The sequence below is a fragment of the Enterobacter sp. 168J2 genome, from assembly GCF_034107265.1.
Lineage (GTDB): Bacteria > Pseudomonadota > Gammaproteobacteria > Enterobacterales > Enterobacteriaceae > Enterobacter > Enterobacter nematophilus.
Genome location: NZ_JAWNEB010000002.1, coordinates 185921 through 210888 on the forward strand (window position 1 = coordinate 185921; position 24968 = coordinate 210888).

Sequence of the window (24968 nt, forward strand, 5' to 3'; positions counted from 1 at the left end):
GCGATTTCTACCCTTAACCACTGGAAAATGCTATGACCTCTTCAAAGCTCGAAGTGTTAACCCCTGCGAACTGCCAGATCATCTTTATCGATCACCAGCCACAGATGGCGTTTGGCGTGCAGTCTATTGACCGCCAGGTGCTGAAAAACAACACCGTGGCGCTGGCAAAAGCGGCCAAAGTGTTCACCATCCCGACCATCATCACCACCGTAGAGACCGAAAGCTTCTCCGGTAACACCTATCCGGAGCTGCTGGACGTCTTCCCGGGCCAGGACATTCTGGAGCGTACCTCCATGAACTCCTGGGACGACCAGAAGGTGCGCGACGCGCTGAAGGCCAACGGCAAGAAGAAGGTGGTGGTGGCCGGCCTGTGGACCGAAGTGTGCAACAACAGCTTTGCCCTGTGCGCGATGCTGGAAGGCGACTACGAAATTTATATGGTGGCGGACGCGTCCGGCGGCACCTCCAAAGAGGCCCACGACTTCGCGATGCAGCGCATGATCCAGGCGGGCGTGATCCCGGTGACCTGGCAGCAGGTGATGCTGGAGTGGCAGCGCGACTGGGCGCGTAAAGAGACCTACACCGCGGTGATGGATATCGTGCGCGAGCACTCCGGCGCGTACGGCATGGGCGTGGATTATGCCTACACCATGGTGCACAAAGCGCCGTCTCGCCAGAAGAGCGAGCACCGCACCCTAGCGCCGGTCCCGGCTCGCTAAGTTCCGCTGGCGGGCTGGTCCCTCGTCCGGCTCGCCGCTGCCTCTTTCTCTGGAGTTCACAATGAGTACTGGGCTGATATCCCTTGCCGCAGGCGTGTTGATTGGCCTGATGTATGCCGTGCTGAAGGTGCGCTCCCCCGCGCCGCCCGCGCTGGCGCTGATTGGCCTGCTGGGGATGCTGGCGGGTGAACAGGCGACGCGCCATCTGTTATCCCGCGACGGCACGCCGCCTCCTCAGGTGACGGTTCCGCAGGCTAAATCGCAGACGGGAGCGTCGTCATGAAAGCATGGATAATTTCGCTGGTGTGCGGCGTGGTTGCTGGGGTAATTTACGCCCTGCTCGACGTTCATTCCCCGGCACCGCCGGTTGTCGCCCTGCTTGGCCTGTTTGGCATGCTGGTGGGTGAACAGCTCATCCCGGTGGGACGGCGTTTACTGAGTCGCGAACCGCTTACCCTCGCCTGGTTTCGTCACGAATGCGTGCCGAAAATCAGCGGCACGGCGCCCCCCGCGCCCGCGAAGGACGATCGCGACGTTTAATGATTTTTTTGAGGAAAGACAGCATGACGCTGCCGTGGCGCATTGCCATCATCGATGACGAACGTTCCGTCCGCAGCGGGCTGAGTAATCTCCTGGAGTCGGAAGGGTATGCCGCCGACGCGTTTGATTCGGCAGAGGTGTTTCTGAGCCATCCGCTCGCCCTGTCCGGCGCGGCAGTGGTGATCGCCGATATCAAGCTGCGGGGCATGAGCGGCCTGGAGCTGTATGAAAAGCTGCGGCTGCTGGCCGTCCCGCCGCCGCCCGTGATCTTTATCTCCGGTCATGCTGATGAAAATATGCAGCGGTACGCTCTTAGCCTGGGCGCCGCTGCATTTTTGCGTAAACCCATTAACATCGATATTCTGCTGGATCATATACAGCGGGAGCTGGCCCGCCGACGATAAGGATCGCGGATGAACGAACACGAGCAGCCTGCATTCTGGCCCGCCCAGGGGAATCTTCACCAGGGGCGGGTTTTTGTCCTTAAAGAGGATGTGATTTTTACCGTGCTGGCGCAGGAGGGCGGTATCTCCTGGATGAACGCTCGCCATCCCCATTCCGGCGGCTCGTTTATCATTGCCACCGCGGTGAGCGACGAAGAAGAGGAGCGGGCCACCCGGCTGCTGAAAAACGAGTTTGCCCTGCGCGACGTGCTGCAGGATAGCTGGGCCATCCGCGCCGTTGCCTCCACCCAGTACCGGGGACGCTTCGCGCTGGTGTATGCGCCGTTTTCGTTTGAACTGCTGGCGCGGCGCGCGGGCAGGGCGATCTCTGGGATCTCGCGCTTTATCGAGCTGGCGATCCAGATCTGCGCTCCCCTGCGCCAGATGCACCTGCAAAACCTGATCCACGGCGATATCAAGCCCGGCAGTATTTTTGTTCATCACGATGCCACCTGCCGTCTGGGCAGCTTTGGCCTCTCCTGTAGCCTCTCCGGTGCCTTCTCCCAGACCCGGCTTGCCGTTTCAGGCGGAACGCCCGCCTATATGTCGCCGGAGCACACCACCCGCACCCGCCGCCCCGTTGACGGGCGCAGCGATCTCTACAGCCTCGGCATGGTGCTGTATGAACTTCTGACCGGACGCCTGCCGTTTGAGCTGGGGGAGCACGATCAAACCAACTGGGCGCACTACCATATTGCCTCGGAGCCGCTGGCCCCGGACGTTATTCGCCCGGACGTGCCGGGAATGCTGTCGACCATCATCCTCAAGCTGCTGGAGAAGCATCCCGATAACCGCTACCAGACGGTCGACGGGCTGATTGCCGACCTCCGCCGCTGCCAGGCGACGCTGACCTGCGAGGGCGAGATCGTCGCCTTTACGCCCGGCCAGCAGGACCGCACCCCGGCGATCCATCTGGCGGACACCCTGTTCGCGACGCACCCGCAGGCGAATGACGTCATTGCCGCGTTTGAGCGGGTGGGGCAGAGCATGGTGCCGGAGCTGGTGACGATCGGCGGGCCGTCGGGGATCGGCAAATCGTCCATCATCGCGACGGCGCTCAAAACGCTGCAGCAGCGTCAGGTATTGCTGGCGGTGGGGAAGGTCGATCAGTTCTCGCCGTCTTTGCCCTACGGCGTATTAAGCTCCGCGTTCCGCACCCTGACGCTGCACCTGCTGGGGCTGCCCGCGGAAGACGTGGCGAAGTGGAAAATCCGCCTGTCCCGCGCCCTGGAGGGGTACGAGGCGCTGGCCGTCAGCCTGGTGCCCGAGCTGGGGCTGCTCCTTGAGAGCAAGCCGCGCTTCTCGGCGGATACGTTTTCCATTGATGCCCGGGCGCGCTTCAGCCATATGGTGCTGGCTCTGGTGAAAACCTTTGCCACTCAGGGCTGCCCGCTGGTGCTGGTGCTTGACGATCTTCAGTGGAGCGACGCCGCCAGCCTGCACACGCTGAAACATCTGCTGGTGACCTGCGGCGCTATCCCGCTGCTGCTGGTGGTGGCCCACCGCGATATCGGTTCGTTGTCCGAACCGACACTGCAACAGCAGCTGGCGAGCCTGCCGGAGGCGGCGCAAAACGCGACTGAGATTATCCCGCAGGCGCTGTCCGTGAAGGCGGTGGCGCGCTGGCTGGCGACGATATTTCGTGCCCGCAGCGCGGCGACGACCGACCTCGCCACGCTGATCCACGAGAAAACCGGGGGCAACCCGCTCTTTGTGCACGAGTTTTTCCGCCGCATCGTGGATGACGGCCTGGTGGTGCACAACAAATATCAGGACAAGTGGCACTACGATCTGCAGGCGATCCGCGCCCGACACTACACCGAAAACGTCGTTACCCTGGTGCTGGAGCAGCTCGAAGAGATGCCCGACGAGACGCGCCGCCTGCTGGGCAGCATTGCCTGCCTCGGCGGCACGGGCGAACTGGAGATGATATGCCGCGTGGTCGGTGTGTCGGTGGCAGAAATTCGCTATGCGCTGCACCCGGCGGTGATGGCCCAGCTCATCGTGCTGACGGAAAAAGAGTACGCCTTCACCCATGACAGGGTGCAGGAGGCCGCCTTTGCGCTGCTGGATCAGCATGAGAAAAGCCATCTTCACCTGACCACCGCCAGCCTGCTGGCCGACGCCGCGCGTCAGGCGGCGGGGAACGAACTGCTGTTCCGCGCCGTTCACCACGTCACGGCCGCGCTGGACAGCATTCAGCCCGCGCCGCAGCGGCAGATGTTCCGCGAGCTGAGCCTGCTGGCCGCGCGACGGGCGAAGCGCACGGGAGATTATCTTTCGGCGCTCGGCTACCTCCAGACCGCCAGAGCGCTGGGCAACGCCGGGGCGGTCTCAGACTTTATGCTTGATATCGAAGAGGCGGGCTGCGAGTTTGCGCTGGGGCACCTGGAGCGGACCCGCGAGCTGTGTGACGCCATTCTCGGCTGCCCCGGCGGGCTGACCGAAAAGGCGCTGGCGGCCAACCTGCTGGTGGAGGTGTACACTCGCCAGTCGGACAGCCGTCTGGCGCTGGAGGCGGCGCTCTGCTGGCTGGGCATTTTTAGTATTCAGATTGGCCGCCATCCGGAAGACGCCGACTGCGACGAGGCCTGGGCGCTCTTTTGCAACCGCACGGGCGACGCGCCGCAAAACCTTTTTGCCCAGCTCTCACGAATGGATAACCCGGAAACCGAAGCGGTGATGAACCTGCTTTACAGCGCCAGCATCTGCGCCAGCTTCATCTGCCCGCGCCTGCATTTTTTGCTGCTCTGCCGCATGATGCACCTCACCCTCGACCACGGCATTACCGGCGCCTCCACCACGGCGATGGCCTGGTTTGGGGTGCTGATTGGCCACCGCTACGCCGAGTATCGCCTCGGGTTCCAGTACGGCACGCTGGCCCGCGAGCTGGTGAACCGCCACGGCTACGACGCGTTCGAAGCCAAAACCCTGCTGCCCCTCGACCAGCTCAGCGTCTGGACCCAGCCTTTATCGTTTACCATCGAGTGCGCAAAAGCCTGCTTCACCGCCGCAGTGACCCACGGTGATATGACGGTGGCCTGCTTTGCGGCCTGCCATCAGGTTATTAACTTCCTCTCACGGGGCGATCACCTGGACGGGGTGTTGACCAGCATCGATCGCGGCCTGGCGTTTGTGCGTAAAACCCACTTCCAGGACGTTGAAACCATATTGATGCTCCAGCGCACCTTCGTGGAGTTTTTGCGCACGCCGACGATCGGCACCTGGACCGCGTCGCAGGCGCTGCCCGAGGCGCTGCTTCCCGCGTCGCCGGAGCAGGCCCCGGAGCAGACCTCCACCATGCTGTTCTGGTACTGGCTCTACCGCGGCATGGCGCACTTTACCTGCGGGGAGTATGCCGACGCGCAGGCGGATCTCGAGATGGCGGGCTGGTATGCGTGGTCTGCGCCGGGCCATATCCATCTGCTGGATTACCATCTTTACAGCGCGCTGGCGCTCTCCCGTCAGCTGACGCCGGAGACGTTTTCGGCGAACCACCGCCGCAGCATTCACGCTCACTACGACAAAATCGCCCTCTGGGCGCGCATTAATCCCGGCACGTTCGCGGATAAAGAGGCGCTGATATACGCCGAAATTGTCCGTCTGGACGGGATGAACAGCATTGCGCTTGAGCAGTACGAGAAGGCGGTCCGGCTCTCCCGTGAGGGCGGCTTTAATCCGATTAACGCCCTGGCCCACGAGCTGGCGGGCCGCTTCGCGCTGGCCTGCGGCTACCCGACCGCGTCAGACGCGCACTTCCGCGGCTCGATTGCCGCCTGGGGTCGCGCGGGCGCGCAGGCCAAGGTGCGCCAGCTGGAACAGGATTTCCCGCACCTGCTGGCCTCCGGGCAGGCCAGCGCCTACGACACGGTGGCGTTTGCCCAAAACGAGACGATCCGCGATCTGCAGAGCGTGATCAAAGCTTCCCGCGCGCTGTCGGAAGAGATCAATCTTGAGCGCCTGATTGAAAACCTGATGACCATCCTGCTCGAACGCGCCGGGGCGCAGCGCGGCCTGCTGCTTCGCGTGAGCGATAACCTGATCCCGGAGATCGAGGCCAGCGCCTGGACCAGCACCGACGGCGTGCGGGTGCGGATCCTGAAAGACGTGCCGATGGCGACCGACATGCCGCTGTCGGTGCTGGCAGCGGTGATCCGCACCGGGCAGGAGATCCGCACCGGCAGGCCGGAGGAGTTTCACCCCTTCAGCCAGGACCCTTATCTGGTGACTTCGGGAGCGGCGGTGATGTGCGTCCCGATGTTCAAACAGGCGCGGCTGGTGGGCGTGCTCTACCTGGAAAACCGCCTGATGCCGGAGGTCTTCACCGCCGAGCACTCGCGCGTGGTAAGCCTGCTGGGCGCGCAGGCCGCGGTATCTCTGGAGACGGCGCGGCTCTACGCCGAGCTGCTGGCGGAGAACATTCAGCGCCGCCGGGTGGAAAAAGAGCTGCGCGCCAGCCAGACCTCGCTGATGCTGGGCGAGCAGATCAGCCACACCGGCAGCTGGCGCTGGGAGCTGGAGCAGGATCTGATGTTTGTCTCGGAAGAGTACGCCCGCATTCTCGGCCTGCCCGACCAGCAAAAGATGATCTCCATGGCGGAGTTTTTGACCTTCGTTCACGAGGACGATTACGCCCGCATCAGCGCCATCGTCACCCAGAGCGTGCGCGACGGGCTCTCCATGCGCGCCGAGTTTCGTATTAAGCGCACCGACGGCTCGACGCGCTACATCCTCGGGATTGGCGATCCGGTGGGGGTGGGCAGCGAGGTGAACGAGTACTACGGCATCATCACCGATATCACCAGCCAGCGCGCCGCGGAGGATGCCATGCGGGTGGCGCAGGCGGATCTGGCGCGCGTTTCCCGCGCCACCACCGTCGGGCAGCTGACCTCCTCCATCGCCCATGAGATCAACCAGCCGCTGATGTCCATCGTCTCGAACGCCGGGGCGAGCCTGCGCTGGCTCAGCCGCGAGCCCGCCCGCCTGGATAAAGTGCGTGAAGGGCTGGAGGAGATCGCCGCGGAAGGGGCGCGGGCGGGGGAGATCATTCGCAGCATCCAGTCCCTGACGCGCAAGCAGGATCCCACCTTCTCGCGCATCGACATGCACTACCTGATCCGCCATATCCTCACGCTTTCCCGCAGCGAGCTGGAGCAGAGACACATTAGCGTTGATTATCTGTTGAACGCCAGCGACAGCTTTATCACCGGGGATAGCGTGCAGATCCAGCAGGTGCTGCTGAATCTGGTGATGAACGCGGTAGAGGCCATGGCCGAGGTGAAGGATCGCGCCAGCACCATCATCCTCAGCACCGCCAACGCGGACGGGAAAGTGATTGTCGAGATCGCCGATACCGGGAGCGGCATTGAGCCCGAGCGGCTGGAGCAGATTTTTGACTCGTTCTACTCCACCAAGCCGCAGGGGATGGGGATGGGGCTGACCATCAGCGCCAGCATTATCGAGCGCCACTGCGGGAAGCTGAGCGCGCGCCGCCGGGAGCCGCACGGCACGGTGTTTACCTTCGCGCTGCCGCTGGCCGCGCAGGAAGGATAAACGTTACTCCGCGGGCTGGCTTTTGGTCAGGCGCTCAACGGCCCTGACCAGCTCGGCCACGGAGCGCACCTGCATTTTTTCCATCACGCGGCGGCGGTGCACCTTCACCGTGATCTCGCTGACGCCCAGCTCGGCGGCAATCTGCTTGTTGAGCTTGCCGGTGATGGCAAGCTCAAGCACCTCGTGCTCGCGCGGGGTGAGGGACAGATGGCGCTGCTTCAGGGCGTAGTGCTCTTTATTGCGCTCGGCGTTGTTTTCCGCCAGCTGAAGCGCGGACTCAATGGCGTCGATCAGCGCGGCGGATTCGACGGGCTTGGTGAGAAATTCGTACGCGCCGCCTTTAATGGCGCGCACCGACATCGGGATAGTGCCGTGGCCGGTGAGAAAAATAATCGGGATCTCGCGCCCGCTGTCTTTGAGCGCGTCCGCCACCTCAAAACCTGAGATGGCGGGCATTTGCATGTCGAGGATCACGCACGACGGCAGATCCTCAAACCGGTGTTGAAGAAATGTTTCTGCTGATGAAAAGCCGATGGCGTTCAGTCCCGCTGATTCCAGCAGCCCGATTACGGACTGCCTGACCGCGTCATCGTCATCAACCACATACACAATGTGTTCCATTCACCGCCCCGGTGCTGATTTAAATGTCGAGGATGCAAACAGTCCCAACGGTGGCGTAAGAGACTGTTTATGCTGACTTTCATCTTAACACATTAAATATCATTATCATTTAACAATATGATAACCATATGAAGTATAGCGAGCCGGGACGGGGGCGGTGAAGGAACGAAACGCTGTTTTTATGCACCCACTAGCTCAATGCGGTTGCCGTCCGGGTCCGCGATCACCGCCTCATAGAAGCCGTCCCCGGTCATGCGCGGGGCGCTGAGCAGCGTGCCGTTGGCCTGCGCCCGTTCGGCCATGCTGTCCACTTTTGCCTTGCTGCCGACGTTAATGGCGATATGCGCCCAGCCGATAAACTCCGGGTGCGGCGGGGCGTCGGGCAGGTCCGGCAGCGTCATCAGCTCCAGGGTCGGCCCGTCATCCAGGGTAATAAAGTGGGATTCAAACCCCGGGCGGTTTTTGCTGACGTAGCGTTCGTTACTGCGGCCATTAAACACCGTTTCCCAGAACTGAACCTGGGCCTCAAGGCTGCGGGTCCAGAGTGCGACATGTGCAATATTCATTGTAACCCTCGTTGTTTGTATTGCGCGGTTATGCAACATTATGCGCATTGATACTCGATTAGAAATTTCAAAGGACTTTCAATGCTCGATTATGCAGCTTTTCCTGAACAGCGACAAGAGCGGATCCGACAGATCCTTCAGGAGAGCGGAAGGGTGGTCTGTACCAAGCTGGCGAGCCAGATGAAGGTGTCCGAGCACACCATTCGCCGTGATTTACATGAACTTAGCAAAGAGGGCTATTGCAAAAAGGTCTACGGCGGCGCGGTGCTTCAGCTTCCGGATGCGGGCAGTTTTTTCAGCCGCGAGCAGAAAATAAGTGCAGAAAAGCACACGATCGCGCAGAAAGCAGCAACGCTGGTTCAGGCGGGCGGGTGCATTTTTATCGACGCGGGGACGACAAACCTGGCGCTGGCGAAGGCCCTTCCGGCGGATCTCAACGTCACGGTGGTGACCAACTCCCCGGCCATTGCCGCGGAGCTGCTGCATCATCCGCTGTGCGAGGTAATCATCACCGGCGGGCAGATCCAGCGAGCGTCCGGCGGAACGGTTGGCGCCACGGCGGCGAGCCAGATCCAGGGCATTATCTTCGATCAGGCCTTTATCGGCGGCTGTGCGATGGATCCTGAGGCGGGGCTTACGGGGTTTGATTTTGCCGACTGCGAGTTTAAAAAAGCCGTGATTGCCCAGAGCACCCAGACCATTGTGGCCCTGACCGCAGACAAGCTTCCCGGCGTCGCGCGCTTTGTGGTCGCGAAGAGCCGCGACATTGATCTGCTGGTGGTGGAAGAGGGGATGGAACAGGGCGTTTTTGACGCGCTGGCGGCGCAGGATGTTCGCATTGTGTGCGCCTGAGGACTTTCACGGGTAAAACAGGCTACACTCTGGTTTTGAGCGCTAAATGCTGAGGACGTAACAATGCACTACACACTGAAAGAAAGCGACAAGGACAAAGCGGAAGGGTCAAGCGGCGCGGGCGCTCTGCAGCAAAAACTGCTGGAGTCCCGTTCGATTGTCATCTCCGGTGAGATCAACCAGGAGCTGGCGCAGAAGGTGATCACCCAGATGATCCTGCTGCAAAGCGTCAGCAACGATCCGATCAAGCTGTACATCAACAGCCAGGGCGGCCACGTGGAAGCGGGCGATACCATCCACGACTTCATCAAGTTCATCCGCCCGGAAGTACACGTCATCGGCACCGGCTGGGTGGCGAGCGCCGGGATCACCATCTTCCTGGCGGCGAAAAAAGAGCACCGCTACTCGCTGCCGAATACCCGCTTTATGATCCACCAGCCGCTGGGCGGCGTGCGCGGTCAGGCGACGGATATTGAGATCGAAGCGCGCGAGATCATCCGCATGCTGGATCGCGTGAACAAGCTGATCGCTGACGCCACCGGCCAGCCGCTGGAAAAAGTGAAAAAAGATACCGACCGCAACTACTGGATGTCTCCCGCAGAAGCGCTGGACTACGGCATCGTGGGCAAGCTGATTACCCACTACGACGAGCTGAACCTGGATTAAGTTTTACCGCCGCGTACGGGTCGGGTAGCGGCTTCGCCTTGCCCGACCTACGCGCGCTCGTTTGACCCATGACAAGTTCCCCCTCTGCCTTCTTGCCTATAATCGCGCCTGTTTCCCCTCTCACTGGTGCTACCCATGGCGTATCAACTGAACCTGAACTGGCCGGAATTCCTCGAGAAATACTGGCAAAAACAACCCGTAGTGCTGAAAAATGCCTTCCCGAATTTTGTCGACCCGATTACCCCGGACGAGCTGGCAGGCCTGGCGATGGAGCCGGAAGTCGATAGCCGTCTGGTGAGCCACGCTAACGGCAAATGGCAGGCCAGCAATGGTCCGTTTGAGCACTTTGACGGTCTGGGCGAAACCGGCTGGTCGCTGCTGGCGCAGGCGGTGAACCACTGGCATATGCCCGCCGCGGAGCTGGTGCGTCCGTTCCGCGTCCTGCCGGACTGGCGTCTGGATGACCTGATGATCTCCTTCTCCGTGCCAGGCGGCGGCGTGGGGCCGCATATCGATCAGTACGACGTGGTTATCATTCAGGGGATGGGCAGCCGCCGCTGGCGCGTGGGCGACAAGCTGCCGATGCGTCAGTTCTGCCCGCATCCGGCGCTGCTGCACGTGGATCCGTTTGAGCCGATCATCGACGAAGATCTGGCCCCGGGCGATATTCTCTACATCCCGCCAGGATTCCCGCACGACGGCTCTACCCATGAGACGGCGCTCAACTACTCCGTCGGCTTCCGCGGGCCGAACGGCCGCGATCTGATCAGCAGCTTTGCCGACTACGCGCTGGAAAACGATCTGGGCGGCGAGCACTACAGCGATCCGGATCTGACCTGCCGCGAACACCCGGGCCGCGTGGAGCAGTACGAGCTCGATCGCATTCGTCAGATGATGATCGACATGATTAGCAAGCCGGACGATTTCACGAAATGGTTTGGCAGCTTCGTCTCCACGCCGCGCCACGAGCTGGATATTGCCGCCGCCGAGCCGCCGTATTCAGAGGAAGAGGTGCTGGACGCGCTGCAAGGGGGCGAAACGCTCTCCCGCCTGAGCGGCCTGCGCGTGCTGAACGTTAACGGCAGCTTCTTCATCAACAGCGAACAGCTGGAGACGGTAGACGCGAAGGGCGCGGATGCGCTGTGCCGCTACACCGAACTCGGTCAGGCCGAGCTGGGCGATGCGCTGAAAAATCCGGCGTTTGTTGAAGAGCTCACCGGGCTGATTAACCAGGGGTACTGGTACTTCGACGAGTAACAGGTGGCGGCGTTTAGTCAGCCTAAACGCCGCTACGTTCAAACCAGCATGTTACATGCTTTCCAGTAGTTTAAAAGCCGCTCGTCGTCGCGCTCTTTCTCCGCTTTGATTTTCATCGCCTGGGCGAGATTCTCTCGCGATATCTCATGGCCTTTTTGCACGATGTCCAGAACCGCTTCACCAAGAGCCAGCGAAATTTCTGCCCGATTATTGTTGCGAATCGTCATAAATACCTCCTCGTTGGTTGCGATAATTTAATTATGAACGGGAAATAATTAGTCGGTAATAATTCATCTCATTCTTATTTTTTTTAATTTGGCGTTAAATAGACATAATATTCCATTCTGACAATGATGTTTCAAAATGCTAATAAGCCTTTTAAGCCTGAATTTATGCGCTACAGTTATTTTCGTGCAACAGGCAAATAACCGAAACAGGAGAATGATTATGGTAGATAAAAGCGCAATTAAGGATCACACTCAGGTTGTCGCCAGCTGCGGAACGCACGTCGGGGTTGTAGACCATTTAGACGGTGAGCGTATCAAACTTGCGAAGAGCGACCCGGAATCGGGCGGCAAGCACCACTTTATTCCTCTCGGCTGGGTCGATAAGGTCGAAGATAATAAAGTTGTCCTGACCAAAAACCATAAAGAGGTTTTTGCTGAGTGGCAGGAAGCATAAAATATATTTCTCGTTAAGAAATATACGCCTTCGCTCCGGCTTCGTCCGGAGCGTAATAGCGTCTGCGCCCGGTGATTGCTGATATAGCAAAGGGATGGTACTGTTTTGCCTGACCTTTCCCCGATGCAGGCCCCGAATGATGCTCCAGAGTGAAAATAGATCAGCGAAACGCATATTTTTTGTTGAGGATTTTCAGGTATTCGGCGAGCGCTACGGCATCGACTACCGTTTCCCGCTGTTAAAAGGGGAGCAGGTTAGCGGCAGCCCGGTGTTGCAGGGGAATGTGGAAGAGATGACGCTCTCGTCCGGCATTTCGCTGACCCACTCCGACGTGCATGTATTACAACCCTACGAAACCACATCCCGCCACAGCAGCCCGCTCTATATGCTGGTAGTCCTGGAAGGGTGCGTTACGATCGCGCTCAATGGCATCGACTATCACGTTCGTCCCGGCATGGCGTTCAGCGCCCGTCTGAGTGAGGAACAGGTGATGAGCGCGCGTCACGACGCCGACAGCTCGCTGAAAACGCTCTCGTTTGGCGTGTACCCGCATGAAGCCGGGCGTGAAGCCCTGCTTGAGTCGCTGCTGCTGGAATGGCAAAACCTGAATACACCCACGTTTGTCTGGCACGTTCCCGAGTTTGTTATGTCAGGTATTCAGCATGCGCAGCAGCAGAGGGGAAGCGTGCTCGCGCGTAAGCTGTTGCTGGAGGGGCTGATGTACCAGCTGCTCGGCCACGGCCTGAACCAGCGCCAGCAGCCCTGCCCGAGCCGCCCTGAGCATGCGCGTCTGGAACGCGTGCGGAGCATGCTGGAACAGTCTCCTGAACGGGATCATACCCTCGCGCAGCTGGCAGCCCTGGCTGCAATGAGCCCAAGCAGCCTGCGCAGCAAGTTCCGTCAGCGCTACGGCTGCACGCTCTTCGATTACCTCCGCGACTGTCGCCTTGCGCTGGCGCGCCGCTATCTGCTGGAAGGCCACAGCGTGCAGCAGGCGGCCTGGATGTGCGGGTATCAGCATGCCACCAACTTCGCCACCGCGTTTCGTCGTCATTACGGGATTTCACCGGGCGACGTGCGCAAACTCCGCTAACGTAATTTCGCCCATCGCGCGAACGCATCCCGTGCGGTTTAGCATCGCGCATACGTAACCTGGCGGCGCGCATAGCCGTTTGCACCCTCAAAAAGGTAATAATTCTTATTAACAATAAGAAATATCTCTGGAGAGGGTTATGTTTGCTAAATCGCGTCTGGCACTGCTGGTGGGATGGGTTACCGGTAGCGTCGCTTTTCCTTTACTGGCGCAGGATGCGCAAAAAACTGACACCGTGGTGGTGACCTCGCAGATGCAGTCTGCGGCTACCAAGCTTGAAACGCCGGATATTGAAACTCCGCAGTCGGTCTCTATCGTCACGCGCGAGCAGTTCGAAGAGCAGGGCGCAACCAGCGTGCGTCAGGCCGTGAGCTACACGCCAGGGGTCTACAGCAACCAGATCGGGGCGTCAAACCGCTTTGACTACATGGTGCTGCGCGGCTTCTCTGACGGCAGCCTGGACAACGTCTACCTGGACGGCCTGAAGATGATGGGCGACACCAACTCCCACAGCTCGCTGGTGGTTGATCCGTGGTTCCTGGACAGTATCGAAGTCGTGCGCGGCCCGGCCTCCGTGCTCTATGGCCGTTCATCGCCGGGTGGGATTGTGGCGCTTACCTCCCGTAAGCCGTCGTTCGATCCGGGCGGGGAGATCAAGCTCTTTGCCGGGAACAATAGCCAGCGTGGGGCGATGTTCGACGTCACCGGCCCGGTTGATGATAACGACCGCGTGGCGGTGCGCCTCAGCGGGATGACCCGCTATGCCGATTCCCAGTTCGATCCGCTGAAGGAAGAGCGTTACGCGCTGATGCCGAGCCTGACCTGGCGTATCACCGATAGCACCCGTCTGGATCTAATGGCCTACCTGCACCGCGATCCGGAAGGGGGCAGCCACTCCGGCCTGCCGTATGAGGGCACCGTTGTGCCGCACAGCGGGAAGAAAATCTCCAACACGTTCTTTGAAGGTGAAGACGATTACGACAAGTACGATCGTCGGGAAAACATGGTCGGCTATAACCTTGAGCACCTGTTTGACAGCGGCTGGTCCGTGCGCCAGAAGCTGCGTTACCTGCACACCAAAGTGGAGCTGAACCAGGTGTATGCCGCAGGCTGGCTGAATGACACCGAGCTGAACCGCGGCTATTCCGGCTCCGACGAGAAGATGAACGCCATCACCCTGGATAATCAGGTCGACGGCAGCTTCGACACCGGGGCGGTGAACCACCGCGTGCTGATCGGCATGGACTACCAGGACCGCACCAACAACGTGACCGGCTACTATGGCGGCTTCCCGCCGATTGACGCCTTCCACCCGGTTTACGGTGCGAAGCCGGACTACATCACCCAGTACAGCAGGGAAAAGCATAAGCTTCGCCAGACCGGCTACTACCTACAGGATCAGATGTCCGTTGACCGCTGGCGCCTGACGCTCGGCGGGCGTTACGACCAGGTGAGCGTGTCGAACGTCGACAACTTTAACCACACCCGCAGCGATCTGGATAAAAACAACTTCAGCAGCCGCGCGGCGCTGCTGTATCTGTTTGATAACGGCGTTGCGCCGTACGTCAGCTACTCCACCGCCTTTACGCCGACCAGCTTTGCCGACGAGCAGGGCAATATCCTGGATCCGATGAAGGGCAAGCAGTGGGAAGCGGGCGTGAAGTATGAGCCAGAAGGGATGAACAGCCAGTTCAGCGCCTCGGTGTTCCGCATCAACCAGAAGAACATTGCCACCAAAGAGGAGCCGACCGATCCGTACCGTTCCATCGGTGAAATCGAATCCGAAGGCGTTGAGCTGGAGGCGATTGGTCAGCTGACCGACAGCCTGCGCATGCAGGCGGCGTACACCTACACGGATATTCGCTACAAGAAGAGCAGCCCGGAAGAGGAGGGCAAGCGCGCCGTCTATGCCCCGCGTAACATGGCCAGCGCCTGGCTGAGCTACGACGTCAAAACCGGCCCGCTGGACGGCCTGACCGTCGGCTCCGGCGTGCGCTATGTCAACGGGATCGCCAGCGATCGCCAGAACACCCATACGCTTCCGTCGTACACGCTGGTGGACATGGTCGTGGGATATGACCTGTCGAAAGTGGGGCTCACGGGCGTGAGCGCGCAGCTGAACGTCAACAACCTGACGGACAAAAGCTACGTCGCGGCGTGTAACTCGCTCTCTTACTGCTATTTCGGTGCAGAACGCAGCATTGTGGGCAGCGTTTCGTGGAAGTTCTGAGTGGTTGATTTTGCCGGGGGCGTACGCGGTTTTCTCCCTCTCCCTGTGGGCTGAGGGATCCCCACAAAATAATGTTTGCATGGACGACCCCCTCTCCCTTGAGGGTGTACGGTCCGGGGACATGGTAGACAGGTGTTCGGGGACATGGTGAACACTTTTTAACATCCTTTACCCATGGTGATCGACTTTTTCTTCAGGTCGATCACCCCCACTTTCGTGCTGTACCACCACACTTCATAGCAGCCGTCCTCCTGCGTCTCCTTCAGCCCGACCTGTTCTCCCCTGAACGCCTTGCCTGCGCCCAGACTGACACCCTCTATGCTCAGCTTTCCGCTGACATCCACTTTCCTGACCTTCACCCCTTCATCATATTCCGGCGGCGTTACGCTCCCGCTGTACTGCCGGGCAGACGGCTGATACCGCGAGGCCGGTACCGCCATATCCAGCGCCTCGTGCGGGCGTTCAAGGTTGTAGACCGTCCGCCAGTGGTCGAAGGCGCGCTGCAGCTCACCTCTGTCCGCGAACCACTTTCCCTGCAGCACTTCCGACTTCAGGCTGCGGTGAAAACGCTCCAGCTTGCCCTGCGTCTGCGGATGATAAGGCCGGGAATGGCCCACCCGGATACCGTGACGCATGAGCCACAGCTCCAGCGCCGTCCAGGTGCCGGTGGTGTCTCCCCACGGTGAGCCGTTGTCCATCGTCATCCTGTCCGGCAGGCCGTAGCGCTCAAACACGCTGACCAGCTGATGCTGCACGGTCTCACGCCGTTCATCGGTGCAGGGCGCCAGGCACAGGGAAAAACGGGAGTGGTCGTCCAGCAGGGTGAGCGGATGGCAGCGGCCACCGCCAAAGGGAAAGTGGCCCTTAAAATCCATCTGCCAGAGGCGGTTCGGCGCGTCGTGTTCGAAGCGTCCCGTGGCCGGAATGCCCGGTGAAACGCCCGGCAGCAGGCCGTGGCGTGCCATCAGGTGATGGACGGTGCTGAAGGCGGGCATGGTGTGCCCCTGGTCTTCCAGCCAGCGCTTAATCTTGCGGGCTCCCCAGCGTTCATGGCGGTCATGGGCCATGCGCAGCAGGGCCGTGATGCCGTCTGACGAGCGGTTCGGGGAATGATGAGGTGCGCGGGAGCGGTCCTGAAGGCCGGATACGCCTTCCTGAGCCCAGCGCTGAAGCCACTTGTAGCCGGTGGCAGGAGAAATGCCGTACTGACGGCAGAGGAAACGGATGTTCGCCCCGTCCTGCGAGGCGAGCAGCACAAACTCGGTACGTAATGACATGGTATCTCTCGCATCCCAGGGCATAAGCGGCTCCATAAACGGATTCTTATGCCTCAGTTGTAAGTGTCTACCATGTCCCCGAACAAGTGTTCACTATGTCCCCGGACCGTACAGAGGGAGAGGGCTGGGGTGAGGGGGAACATACGGCTCCGGTGGTCATTCCGTTCACTTTATGTTCCTTGCTACTCTGTAAGGACATGACCGGTGAACGTGCCAGGGCGGCTCAATCGCCACCGCCCTGGCGACCCGGGCTCCCGGCGGTAAATCGCCGCTTCGCGGTGCCCTCAGCTTATTCCTTCAGGCTATCGGGTCGGGCATGAGCCTGCATCCCTGCAGGCCACGCCCTCTCGGCGCATCCGTGCGCCTCGCCCCGGCCTTACGGAAACGCTTCGGCGATTTACAGCCGGACCAGGGCGTCGCTGAAAGCTTTAACTCGTTCTGAAACAACCTTATTGCTTCTGCTTATAAATTACTGGGGATTCCTCAGCCCCGTGGGAGAGGGCTGGGGTGAGAGCATCAGGCCGCACTAGCCCTCCTCCATCGCAATCACAATCGCTTCACCCATCTTTTTCAACGCCTCGCGATTTTTATCCGTCGGCGGCAGCGCCACGTTGATTCGCAGGCAGTTGCGGTACTTCCCGGAGGCGGAAAACAGCGACCCGGCCGCGGCCTGGATCTTCAGCCGACACAGCTGCTTGCTGACGCACACCATATCCACCTTCTCCGGCAGCTCAACCCACAGCAGGAAGCTTCCCTGCGGGCGCGTGACGCAAATCTCCGCCGGAAAATACTGCCGCACCCAGCAGGTGTAGGTTTCCATATTCTGCTGATAAATCTGGCGCATACGGCGCACGTGGCGGTGGTAATGGCCGTCGCGAATAAACGCCGCTACCGCCATCTGGGTGCCCGGCACGTTAAACCCGCCGGCGGCGTATTTCATGTGCATCACCCGGTCGTAATAGCGGCCCGGCACAATCCAGCCGACGCGCAGGCCCGGCGCCACGGTTTTGGTAAACGAGCTGCAGAGGATCACGCGGCCGTCGATGTCCATCGAATGAATGGTGCGCGGGCGCGGGTACTCCGCCGCCAGTTCGCCGTAAATGTCATCCTCGACAATCACGATATCGTGCCGCTGGGCGAGGGCTAAAACCTGCTTTTTCCGCGCTTCCGGCATGATGAACCCGAGCGGGTTATTGCAGTTGGGCACCAGGATCACCGCCTTGATCGGCCACTGCTCCAGCGCCAGCTCTAACGCCTCGATGCTGATCCCGGTTTCAGGGTCGGTGGGAATTTCAATCGCCTTGATGTCAAACCCGCGCAGCATCTGCATGGTGCCGTGAAACGACGGCGACTCCACCGCCACGATATCCCCCGGTTTGCACACCGAGAGCAGGGCGATCGACAGCGCGCCGTGGCAGCCGTTGGTGATGACTATCTCGTTTGCCGCGACGGTAGAGCCGCCGTCCAGCATCAGGCGGGCGATCTGCTCGCGCAGCTCAAGGCGGCCGTCGAGCACGTCATAGCTCAGCATCTCGCTCGGGTTATGCTGCGCAAGGCGGCTCATCTCGCGCCACAGGGGCTTCAGGCTCGGCTGATTTACGTCCGGCGAGCCGCCGCCAAAGGAGATCATCTCTTTGTCGGCGCGGGCGTCCAGCAGCATCATCACCTCGTCCCACTGGGTGACGTCCACCGGGCGCTGCACCGGGCGCGTCATCGCCGGGACGGGCGGCTGGGCTTTGCGTTTCGAGACAAAATAGCCGGAGCGCGGCTGGGGGGTGATCAGCTGAAGATTTTCGAGGATCTGGTAGGCCTGCTGTATGGTGCTGATGCTCACGCCGTGCTCCTGGCTCAGGGCGCGCACCGACGGCAGACGTTCGCCGCTGCGGTACAGCCCTTGTTCAATGCGTTCTGCCAGAAGGTTGGCGAGATGTTGATAGCGCGTCATGCTGTATCCTCTGTTTTCACCATACAGATTGTTAAACCAGTACAGATTGCCGCAAAAAACGGCATGCAGATACCGTTTTAGCGGATCTGTATGTTAAACAAAAGTTGTTTTTGCATCTGTATTGCACGGGCCGATTTCCAGGATGATAACCCCACTGGCACAGTGAGGAGAGCATCATGGAATTCTACGAGAACCGTTCAAAACGTCCGTTCGTCGTGTTTGTCTGGATCGGCAAAACGATCCGCAACTGGTATCGCATTAACCGGACCCGCCGCATCCTGAGCCAGATGAGCGACGAGCAGCTCAAGGACGTCGGGTTATCCCGCAATGATGTTTAAACCGTGGCCGGGTAAGGCGCAGCCGCCACCCGGCGATGTTCAGCTCAACAGTTCAAGCGTCTGCCGCTTCGGCCTTTCCAGCAGCTCCACCGCCTCCTGATAGGACCGCACGTTGTTATAGCCCATCACCAGCCCGTAGCGTTTGCCCGACCCGCGGTACCACTCCGAAAGCGCGTTCACCTGCAGCTGCTGGTCCTGCCAGCAGCGGGCCACTTCCCGGTCGCAGCTCCCTTTGGTGAGAAACGCCACGATATGCATTCCGCCGTCGTTTTGCTCGGTGAAAAACAGATCGCCATACACCTCGCGCAGGGCGGCAATCATCCAGTCGCGGCGGGTCTGATACAGCGCGCGCATCTTCTTAAGATGGCGGAAAAAATGCCCTTCGTTGAGAAACGCAGTGAGGATCTTCTGCGTCAGCACCGGCTGGCCGCTGGTGGTGATATCCGCGCAGTCGGTAAAGGCCCCGACGGTGCTGGCGGGCATCACCACGTAGCCCATGCGCAGCGACGGCATGATGGTTTTACTGAAGGTGCCCATAAAAATCACCCGGTCGTGCTGGTCGAGGCTTTTCAGCGACGGCAGCACCTTGCGGGTGTAGTGAAACTCCCCGTCGTAATCGTCTTCAACGATCCACGCCTCGTTCTGAGTGGCCCAGTCGAGCAGCTGCTGCTTGCGCGGCAGGGAGAGCGTCACCGCCAGCGGGCTTTGGTGCGACGGGGTGACGATGGCAAAACGCGCGTCGCGATGGTGACGGAGCAGGTATTCCGTATCTATGCCGCTGCGATCGACCGGCACCGTGTGCAGGCGCGGCACGATCCGCTTCAGCAGCTGCTGGCCCATAAAGTAGCCCGGATCTTCAAACACCACCTTGTCGCTGCGGCTGGCGAGGGTGTCGAGGATCAGCCGCAGGCTGCCGCTGTAGCCGCTGGTGATCAGCACCTGTTCGGCACTGCAGGACAGGCCGCGCGAGATATTGAGATAGCTGGCGATGGCCTGACGCAGCGGATACCAGCCCAGGACGGGCGGGTTGAGCATCTCCTCCTGGCGCATGGCGCGCGTCGCCTGGCCCGCCAGCAGCAGCCATTTTTTATACGGGAAGCTGTCGAGGGCGGGGATGCCGGGGCGCAGAAACCCCGCCCGCTCGCGCTGGCTGATAAGCGAGGCCGGAAGCGCTCCGGTGGGCTGTTCCGCCGGGGCATTGTTATCCGGCAGCAGTAAATCCGGGTTAACCCGCGTGCCGCGCGCGCCCTGGCTCACCAGATACCCTTCACCCGTCAGAATGGCGTACGCCGTTTCGACGGTTTTGCGCGCCACCTTCAGCTCTTCCGCCAGCACGCGGATGGCGGGCACCTTATCGCCCGGCTTCAGCACGCCGCGCGTGATGTTGTCGCGATAGCGGGTATAAATCTCGTGATAGCCCGGCTTCATGTCCTACCTCATTTCACGCTTTTTGTATCTTTTTACTATGTCATGAACGGCGTAGATTTGCCCCATCGCATGACATATGCCGCACAAAAAGAGGAATGACAATGAGCACTCGCGTTAACCACCATAAAGCCACACCTGCCCTCGCCAACGCGCTGTCTGCCCTGAGCATGGAGGTGGCAAAAACCTCCATCGACCCGGCGCTGAAGCACCTGATCGACATTCGCGTGTCGCAGCTGAACGGCTGTACCTTCTGTCTGGATATGCACTCGAAAGAGGCCAAAATCGCCGGCGAGCGCGAGCTGCGCCTGTACCATCTGGCGGCCTGGCGCGAGTCCCCGCTGTTCAGCGCCCGCGAGAAAGCCGCGCTGGCCTTCACCGAAGCGCTGACCCAGATTGGCGTTCACGGGGTGAGCGACGCGCTCTACCGCAGCGTGGCGGAGCACTTCTCGGACGTGGAGATTTCAGAGCTGAACTTCGCCATCGTGGCGATCAACGCCTGGAACCGTCTGGGGATCACCTCCCGCATGGCGCCGGGCTCGCTGGACGCGGCTTACGGGCTGAATAAAGCTAACCTGGAATAATCCCGCGCTCGCGGATCGTTGCCACCAGCGCCCGCAGTCCAGGCGGAACGTGGCGATGGCCGGGGTAATAGAGGCGCAGCCCGGCAAAGGGTTGTGCCCAGTCGTCTAAGACGCTCACCAGTTCTCCACGCTCAAGCTCTTCCCGGATATACAGTTCCGGCAAAAATCCTACCCCTAATCCCGCCTTCACGGCGCGGATCGAGGCAAAAAGATCGGACGTCGCAAAGCGCGGCGGTACGGCAAGGGCGTACGTTTCCCCCCGTCGCGCCAGCTCCCAGCGGTAGATCCCGCCGTGGGCCATGCGCATGCCGATCCCCTGATGTGAAAGCAGATCGTCCGGCGTCTGCGGAGTGCCGTGGCGGGCAAAATAGTCCGGCGTGGCGGTCACCAGCTGGCGGATCTCCCCGGTCAGCGGCACGGCGATCATGTCCTGCGGCACGGACTCCTCAAGGCGGATCCCCGCATCGTAGCCTTCCGCGACGATGTCGATCATGCGCGCTTCGCTGACGGTCTCTACACGCATCTTCGGGTAGCGGATCATGAAGTCGATCAGCAGCTGGTCCAGAAACAGGGTGCCGATATGGTTCGGCACGTTCAGACGCAGCGTGCCGGCGGGTTCCCCGGTATCGCTGTGGATCTCCTCTCCGGCGAGGCGGATCTCCTGCAGCGCCGGGCCGACGCGCGCCACGTAGCGCTGCCCGGCGTCGGTGAGCGCCACGCTGCGGGTGGTGCGGTTGAAAAGGCGGGTATCAAGGCGGCTCTCCAGCCCGGCGATGGCGTTGCTTACCGCCGTGGCGGACATGCCCAGCTCCTGCGCCGCGGCGCGAAAGCTGCCGCGCCGCACCACCGCCATCACCACTTCCAGCTCTGTCAGACCTGAACGATGCATAGATTATCCTGAAAATCGAAACAACCCTTGCAGCATAGCGTGGATTATCGCAACGGAGAAGCCGTGCCAGACTGTGCTCACACAGCCTGAGGAGGTTTATATGCACACCATCGAACAGATCTTTATTAACGGCGAGTTTGTCACCCCGCACGGCACCGAACGGTTTGATTTGTACAACCCGGCGACGGCGCAGGTCATTGGGCAGGTACGCCTGGCGGATGAGGTTGACGCAGCGCGCGCCGTTGCGGCGGCGAAAGCGGCGTTTCCGGCGTGGTCGCAGACGACAAAGCAGGAGCGCATCGCCGCGCTGAAGCGTATGCATGCCGCCGTGGCCGCTCGTCACGACGATCTGCTGGAAGCGGTCATCGAAGAGTACGGCGCGCCCGCCTCGCGCTCGGCGTGGATGGCCAGCTATCCGGCGGAGGTGATTGCTCAGGCCATTGAGGCGCTGGAGGCGTTTGAATTCGTCACCCCCGCGGGCGCAGCCACGGTGCAGATGACGCCGCTCGGCGTGGCCGGGCTGATTACGCCGTGGAACAGCGACGCCGGGTTTATCTGCGGCAAGCTTGCGGCCGCGCTGGCGGCGGGCTGTACGGCGGTCATCAAGCCGAGCGAAATGAGCGCCCTGCAAACGCAGATTGTCACCGAAGCGCTGCGCGATGCGGCGCTGCCGCCGGGCGTGTTTAACATCGTCACCGGGCGGGGTGAGACGGTCGGTGAGACTATCAGCCGCCATCCGGACGTGGCCAAAATATCGTTTACCGGCTCCACGAATACCGGCAAGGCGATCCTGCGCAACGCGGCGGAGAGCTTTAAGCGCGTGACGCTGGAGTTAGGCGGGAAATCGCCAACGATCCTGCTCGATGACGTGGATCTGGCGCAGGCGATCCCGCTTGTCATTCAGGCCGGGTTTATGAACAGCGGGCAGGCGTGCGTGGCCGGAACGCGCATTCTGGTGCCTTACTCGCGCAAGTCGGAGATCGAAACCGCGCTGGCGCATGCCGTGGCGGCGGTGAAATCCGGCGACCCGCGCGATAAATCAACGGACGTCGGCCCGATGGTCAGCGAAAAGCAGTGGCAGCGGGTGCAGGGCTATATCCGCAAAGGTGTTGAAGAGGGGGCGCGCCTGCTGGCGGGCGGCGAAGGGCGGCCGGAAGGCACGCAGGACGGCTGGTTTGTGCGCCCGACGCTGTTTGCCGACGTCAACAACCGGATGACGATTGCTCGTGACGAGATTTTCGGCCCGGTGCTGTGCGTCATTCCCTATCGTGACGAGGCGGAGGCGATTGCCATTGCCAACGACACGGACTATGGCCTGAGCGCGATGGTGCTGGGCGGCGATTCGGACCGCGCGCGCCGCGTGGCGCAGCAGATTGTTTCCGGTCGCGTGCTGGTGAACACGCTCGCCCATGAACCGAAAGCGCCGTTCGGCGGGTTTAAGCACTCCGGCGTGGGGCGCGAGATGGGCGAGTGGGGGATCCGCGCGTTTATGGAGCCGAGGTCGGTCCTGGGCTAAAGCTTCGCTCTTTACCGAAGCATTGTGCTTTTCCATCCCGCATTCTCTCCTCAACATCACAGCGGAGAGACCCTCATGATTGCAGTCATTTTCGAAGCCAAAGCCGCGCCTGCCCATCAGGCGCGCTATCTCCAACTTGCCGCAGAGCTTAAGCCTTTGCTGGCCGACATCGACGGCTTTATCGATATCGAACGGTTCCAGAGCCTGACGACCGACGGCAAAATCCTGTCCCTTTCCTGGTGGCGGGATGAAGAGGCCGTCCGCCGCTGGAAGCAGAACGTCTTCCATCAGGCCGCTCAGGCCGAAGGGCGGGAGTCGATTTTTTCTTTCTACCGTATTCGGGTGGCGCAGCTGGTGCGGGAGTACAGTTCCGAAACGGGAGGGCGCGCGAATGTATGACGTTCACGTGATTTTCAGCGACGGGCCCGGCGAGCTGGCGCGCTTTGGACAGCTGTTGGGGCGCAACGGCGTGGGGCTTGAGGGCGGCGGCGTTTTCGGTACGGAAGCCCATTTCCTGGTGGAGGACGGGGAAAAAGCCCGCCGAGTGCTGATGGAGGCCGGGTTTAGCGTGCAGGCGGTGCGCAGGCCGGTTATCAGAAAACTCAAACAGGAGCGCCCCGGCGAGCTGGGTGAAATTGCGGCGGCGCTGGCGGCACGCGGCGTGTCTGTTCTTACCCAGTACAGCGACCATGCGAATCACCTTATTCTGCTGACGGATGATGATAAGCTGGCCGCAGAGATCACCGAACCCTGGGCGGCACATGTTAAAGACAAGCTTACCGACTGATAACGGCGCGGCGCTGGAGCAGGCCATTACGGCGGTGGCGGCGGCAATGGCCGATCCGTCGCGCGTGAAGATGCTGTGCGCGCTGATGGACGGGCGGGCGTGGACCGCCACCGAACTGAGCGCGGCGGCAGACGTCGCGCCGTCGACCGCCAGCGGGCATCTCGCCCGGCTGGTGGAGGGAAAGTTGATTACCTGTCTGTCTCAGGGGCGGCACCGCTATTATCGTCTGGCCGGGCACGACGTGGCGGAGCTGGTCGAACAGATGATGGGGCTCTCCTGGAGCCGCATTGCGCCGCCGGAAACCACCGCGCCGAAGGCCATGCGGGAGGCGCGGACCTGCTACGACCATCTGGCGGGTACGGTGGCGGTAAAGATCTACGATTTCATGCAGGCGGAAGGCTGGCTGGAGGCAGACGGTTCAGCGCTCACGCTGTATGGCCGGGAGCAGTTTCTGAAGCTCGGCGTTTCGTTAAGCGCTCACCCGCGGCGCAAGGCCTGCTGCGCCTGCCTGGACTGGAGCGAGCGGCGGTTTCATCTTGGCGGTGAGGCGGGCGCGGCGCTGCTTATTCATCTGGAAAGCAAAGGGTGGATCCAGCGGGTGGCGGGGTACAGGGAGGTGGTGGTGACGGCGACGGGGAAGGTTGCCGTCAGGAAGTATTTTAGCCGCTAAACGCTGCTGCGGGCTGAGGAGTCCCCAGTAATTTCTCTACCTGAAGCGATGTATGTTGTTTCAGGAAAATGAATGGCTTGCAGCGACGCCCTGGTCCGGCTGTAAATCGCTGAGGCGTTTCCTGCAGGCCGGGGCGAGGCGCAGGGATGCGCCGAGAGGGCGGGCTTTACATGGACGTTTCCTCCGCCCGTCCCCGATAAGCCGAAAGGAATAAGCCGAGGGCACCGCGAAGCGGCGATTTACCGCCGGGAGCCCGGGTTGCCAGGGCGGCGGCGACTGAGCTGCCCTGGCACGTTCACCGGTACAGGAATCAAAG

Annotated in this window: 24 protein-coding genes; 17 read left to right on the forward strand and 7 right to left on the reverse strand. The window is 61.0% G+C overall.

Features of this window, described 5'->3' with window-relative positions; all coding sequences use genetic code 11:
- Positions 1 to 32 precede the first annotated feature (32 nt).
- The 5 genes from USG84_RS08975 (at position 33) to USG84_RS08995 (ending at position 7255) form a co-directional block, all read left to right on the forward strand.
- Complete coding sequence (locus tag USG84_RS08975; protein ID WP_320738243.1) at positions 33 to 719, forward strand: hydrolase; 687 nt, start codon at positions 33 to 35, stop codon at positions 717 to 719.
- Positions 720 to 780: 61 nt separating this feature from the next.
- On the forward strand, positions 781 to 1002 hold the full coding sequence (locus USG84_RS08980; protein ID WP_061099375.1) for a DUF1427 family protein: 222 nt from the start codon (positions 781 to 783) through the stop codon (positions 1000 to 1002).
- A complete protein-coding gene (locus tag USG84_RS08985; protein WP_010427264.1) occupies positions 999 to 1259 on the forward strand; it encodes a XapX domain-containing protein in 261 nt (86 codons plus the stop codon). Before USG84_RS08980 ends, USG84_RS08985 begins: the two co-directional genes overlap by 4 nt.
- Before the next feature lie 23 nt (positions 1260 to 1282).
- Positions 1283 to 1663: a response regulator transcription factor gene (locus tag USG84_RS08990; RefSeq protein WP_061099374.1), complete on the forward strand. Its 381-nt coding sequence runs from the start codon at positions 1283 to 1285 to the stop codon at positions 1661 to 1663.
- A 9-nt stretch (positions 1664 to 1672) separates the two neighbouring features.
- A complete protein-coding gene (locus tag USG84_RS08995; RefSeq protein WP_320738244.1) occupies positions 1673 to 7255 on the forward strand; it encodes an ATP-binding protein in 5583 nt (1860 codons plus the stop codon).
- 3 nt (positions 7256 to 7258) lie between these two features.
- Here USG84_RS08995 and USG84_RS09000 read toward each other — a convergent pair whose 3' ends face one another.
- Positions 7259 to 7876, reverse strand: coding sequence for a response regulator transcription factor (locus USG84_RS09000; protein WP_061099372.1), 618 nt, complete (start codon positions 7874 to 7876; stop codon positions 7259 to 7261).
- A 179-nt stretch (positions 7877 to 8055) separates the two neighbouring features.
- Positions 8056 to 8442: a VOC family protein gene (locus tag USG84_RS09005; protein ID WP_061099371.1), complete on the reverse strand. Its 387-nt coding sequence runs from the start codon at positions 8440 to 8442 to the stop codon at positions 8056 to 8058.
- 81 nt (positions 8443 to 8523) lie between these two features.
- On the opposite strand from USG84_RS09005, the gene USG84_RS09010 reads away from it, so the two are divergent.
- The 3 genes from USG84_RS09010 (at position 8524) to USG84_RS09020 (ending at position 11217) form a co-directional block, all read left to right on the forward strand.
- A complete protein-coding gene (locus tag USG84_RS09010) occupies positions 8524 to 9294 on the forward strand; it encodes a DeoR/GlpR family DNA-binding transcription regulator (protein WP_151413633.1) in 771 nt (256 codons plus the stop codon).
- Positions 9295 to 9357: 63 nt separating this feature from the next.
- Positions 9358 to 9960: an ATP-dependent Clp protease proteolytic subunit gene (locus tag USG84_RS09015; protein ID WP_028015368.1), complete on the forward strand. Its 603-nt coding sequence runs from the start codon at positions 9358 to 9360 to the stop codon at positions 9958 to 9960.
- Between the two features lie 135 nt (positions 9961 to 10095).
- Positions 10096 to 11217 carry a JmjC domain-containing protein gene (locus tag USG84_RS09020; RefSeq protein ID WP_151413632.1) on the forward strand — a complete coding sequence of 374 codons (1122 nt, stop codon included), beginning with the start codon at positions 10096 to 10098 and terminating at the stop codon, positions 11215 to 11217.
- Between the two features lie 38 nt (positions 11218 to 11255).
- Here USG84_RS09020 and USG84_RS09025 read toward each other — a convergent pair whose 3' ends face one another.
- Positions 11256 to 11444, reverse strand: a complete 189-nt coding sequence (locus USG84_RS09025) for a DUF2767 domain-containing protein (RefSeq protein WP_151413631.1) — start codon at positions 11442 to 11444, stop codon at positions 11256 to 11258.
- A gap of 220 nt (positions 11445 to 11664) precedes the next feature.
- Here USG84_RS09025 and USG84_RS09030 point away from each other — a divergent pair, with 220 nt between their 5' ends.
- The 3 genes from USG84_RS09030 to foxA all read left to right on the forward strand — a co-directional run bounded on the left by USG84_RS09030 (position 11665) and on the right by foxA (position 15221).
- The gene (locus USG84_RS09030) at positions 11665 to 11898 is read left to right on the forward strand and encodes a DUF2171 domain-containing protein (protein WP_003863067.1); all 234 of its coding nucleotides are present in this window, start codon (positions 11665 to 11667) and stop codon (positions 11896 to 11898) included.
- 136 nt (positions 11899 to 12034) lie between these two features.
- A complete protein-coding gene (locus USG84_RS09035; protein ID WP_061099368.1) occupies positions 12035 to 12991 on the forward strand; it encodes an AraC family transcriptional regulator in 957 nt (318 codons plus the stop codon).
- A 121-nt stretch (positions 12992 to 13112) separates the two neighbouring features.
- Positions 13113 to 15221 carry a ferrioxamine B receptor FoxA gene (gene foxA / locus USG84_RS09040; protein ID WP_151413630.1) on the forward strand — a complete coding sequence of 703 codons (2109 nt, stop codon included), beginning with the start codon at positions 13113 to 13115 and terminating at the stop codon, positions 15219 to 15221.
- Positions 15222 to 15379: 158 nt separating this feature from the next.
- On the opposite strand, the gene USG84_RS09045 is transcribed toward foxA, so the two are convergent.
- Both USG84_RS09045 and USG84_RS09050 read right to left on the reverse strand, forming a co-directional pair.
- Positions 15380 to 16534 (reverse strand): IS481 family transposase, encoded by a 1155-nt coding sequence (locus USG84_RS09045; RefSeq protein ID WP_151413629.1) that lies wholly within the window; start codon positions 16532 to 16534, stop codon positions 15380 to 15382.
- 490 nt (positions 16535 to 17024) lie between these two features.
- The gene (locus USG84_RS09050; protein ID WP_320738245.1) at positions 17025 to 18443 is read right to left on the reverse strand and encodes a PLP-dependent aminotransferase family protein; all 1419 of its coding nucleotides are present in this window, start codon (positions 18441 to 18443) and stop codon (positions 17025 to 17027) included.
- A 176-nt stretch (positions 18444 to 18619) separates the two neighbouring features.
- Between USG84_RS09050 and USG84_RS09055 the strand changes: the two genes are divergently transcribed.
- Complete coding sequence (locus USG84_RS09055) at positions 18620 to 18781, forward strand: DUF1127 domain-containing protein (protein ID WP_151413538.1); 162 nt, start codon at positions 18620 to 18622, stop codon at positions 18779 to 18781.
- 39 nt (positions 18782 to 18820) lie between these two features.
- Here USG84_RS09055 and USG84_RS09060 read toward each other — a convergent pair whose 3' ends face one another.
- Positions 18821 to 20209 (reverse strand): PLP-dependent aminotransferase family protein, encoded by a 1389-nt coding sequence (locus tag USG84_RS09060; RefSeq protein ID WP_151413539.1) that lies wholly within the window; start codon positions 20207 to 20209, stop codon positions 18821 to 18823.
- Between the two features lie 101 nt (positions 20210 to 20310).
- Here USG84_RS09060 and USG84_RS09065 point away from each other — a divergent pair, with 101 nt between their 5' ends.
- Entirely contained in the window at positions 20311 to 20790 is a 480-nt protein-coding gene (locus tag USG84_RS09065) for a carboxymuconolactone decarboxylase family protein (protein ID WP_008501331.1), read from the forward strand.
- Here the strand turns inward: USG84_RS09065 and USG84_RS09070 are convergent.
- Entirely contained in the window at positions 20777 to 21679 is a 903-nt protein-coding gene (locus USG84_RS09070; RefSeq protein WP_151413540.1) for a LysR family transcriptional regulator, read from the reverse strand. The genes USG84_RS09065 and USG84_RS09070 overlap by 14 nt on opposite strands.
- Positions 21680 to 21779: 100 nt before the next feature.
- Here USG84_RS09070 and USG84_RS09075 point away from each other — a divergent pair, with 100 nt between their 5' ends.
- From USG84_RS09075 to USG84_RS09090, 4 genes are all read left to right on the forward strand, one after another.
- On the forward strand, positions 21780 to 23195 hold the full coding sequence (locus tag USG84_RS09075) for an aldehyde dehydrogenase family protein (protein ID WP_151413541.1): 1416 nt from the start codon (positions 21780 to 21782) through the stop codon (positions 23193 to 23195).
- 75 nt (positions 23196 to 23270) lie between these two features.
- Positions 23271 to 23594, forward strand: a complete 324-nt coding sequence (locus tag USG84_RS09080) for an antibiotic biosynthesis monooxygenase family protein (protein ID WP_151413542.1) — start codon at positions 23271 to 23273, stop codon at positions 23592 to 23594.
- Entirely contained in the window at positions 23587 to 23982 is a 396-nt protein-coding gene (locus USG84_RS09085) for an amino acid-binding protein (RefSeq protein ID WP_151413543.1), read from the forward strand. The genes USG84_RS09080 and USG84_RS09085 overlap by 8 nt, the downstream gene beginning before the upstream one ends.
- A complete protein-coding gene (locus tag USG84_RS09090; RefSeq protein WP_320738246.1) occupies positions 23957 to 24652 on the forward strand; it encodes a winged helix-turn-helix domain-containing protein in 696 nt (231 codons plus the stop codon). The genes USG84_RS09085 and USG84_RS09090 overlap by 26 nt, the downstream gene beginning before the upstream one ends.
- Positions 24653 to 24968 lie beyond the last annotated feature (316 nt).

Excerpts from the sequence above, each read along its gene's own strand:
- USG84_RS09030 (WP_003863067.1), top strand. The coding sequence starts at position 11,665 with ATGGTAGATAAAAGCGCAATTAAGGATCACACTCAGGTTGTCGCCAGC.
- USG84_RS09005 (WP_061099371.1), bottom strand. The coding sequence starts at position 8,442 with ATGAATATTGCACATGTCGCACTCTGGACCCGCAGCCTTGAGGCCCAG.
- USG84_RS08980 (WP_061099375.1), top strand. The coding sequence starts at position 781 with ATGAGTACTGGGCTGATATCCCTTGCCGCAGGCGTGTTGATTGGCCTG.
- USG84_RS08990 (WP_061099374.1), top strand. The coding sequence starts at position 1,283 with ATGACGCTGCCGTGGCGCATTGCCATCATCGATGACGAACGTTCCGTC.
- USG84_RS08995 (WP_320738244.1), top strand. The coding sequence starts at position 1,673 with ATGAACGAACACGAGCAGCCTGCATTCTGGCCCGCCCAGGGGAATCTT.
- USG84_RS09035 (WP_061099368.1), top strand. The coding sequence starts at position 12,035 with ATGATGCTCCAGAGTGAAAATAGATCAGCGAAACGCATATTTTTTGTT.
- USG84_RS09070 (WP_151413540.1), bottom strand. The coding sequence starts at position 21,679 with ATGCATCGTTCAGGTCTGACAGAGCTGGAAGTGGTGATGGCGGTGGTG.
- USG84_RS08985 (WP_010427264.1), top strand. The coding sequence starts at position 999 with ATGAAAGCATGGATAATTTCGCTGGTGTGCGGCGTGGTTGCTGGGGTA.
- USG84_RS09045 (WP_151413629.1), bottom strand. The coding sequence starts at position 16,534 with ATGGAGCCGCTTATGCCCTGGGATGCGAGAGATACCATGTCATTACGT.
- USG84_RS09055 (WP_151413538.1), top strand. The coding sequence starts at position 18,620 with ATGGAATTCTACGAGAACCGTTCAAAACGTCCGTTCGTCGTGTTTGTC.
- USG84_RS09060 (WP_151413539.1), bottom strand. The coding sequence starts at position 20,209 with ATGAAGCCGGGCTATCACGAGATTTATACCCGCTATCGCGACAACATC.
- USG84_RS08975 (WP_320738243.1), top strand. The coding sequence starts at position 33 with ATGACCTCTTCAAAGCTCGAAGTGTTAACCCCTGCGAACTGCCAGATC.
- USG84_RS09025 (WP_151413631.1), bottom strand. The coding sequence starts at position 11,444 with ATGACGATTCGCAACAATAATCGGGCAGAAATTTCGCTGGCTCTTGGT.
- USG84_RS09010 (WP_151413633.1), top strand. The coding sequence starts at position 8,524 with ATGCTCGATTATGCAGCTTTTCCTGAACAGCGACAAGAGCGGATCCGA.
- USG84_RS09080 (WP_151413542.1), top strand. The coding sequence starts at position 23,271 with ATGATTGCAGTCATTTTCGAAGCCAAAGCCGCGCCTGCCCATCAGGCG.
- USG84_RS09020 (WP_151413632.1), top strand. The coding sequence starts at position 10,096 with ATGGCGTATCAACTGAACCTGAACTGGCCGGAATTCCTCGAGAAATAC.
- USG84_RS09000 (WP_061099372.1), bottom strand. The coding sequence starts at position 7,876 with ATGGAACACATTGTGTATGTGGTTGATGACGATGACGCGGTCAGGCAG.
- USG84_RS09015 (WP_028015368.1), top strand. The coding sequence starts at position 9,358 with ATGCACTACACACTGAAAGAAAGCGACAAGGACAAAGCGGAAGGGTCA.
- USG84_RS09065 (WP_008501331.1), top strand. The coding sequence starts at position 20,311 with ATGAGCACTCGCGTTAACCACCATAAAGCCACACCTGCCCTCGCCAAC.
- USG84_RS09085 (WP_151413543.1), top strand. The coding sequence starts at position 23,587 with ATGTATGACGTTCACGTGATTTTCAGCGACGGGCCCGGCGAGCTGGCG.
- USG84_RS09050 (WP_320738245.1), bottom strand. The coding sequence starts at position 18,443 with ATGACGCGCTATCAACATCTCGCCAACCTTCTGGCAGAACGCATTGAA.
- USG84_RS09075 (WP_151413541.1), top strand. The coding sequence starts at position 21,780 with ATGCACACCATCGAACAGATCTTTATTAACGGCGAGTTTGTCACCCCG.
- USG84_RS09090 (WP_320738246.1), top strand. The coding sequence starts at position 23,957 with ATGTTAAAGACAAGCTTACCGACTGATAACGGCGCGGCGCTGGAGCAG.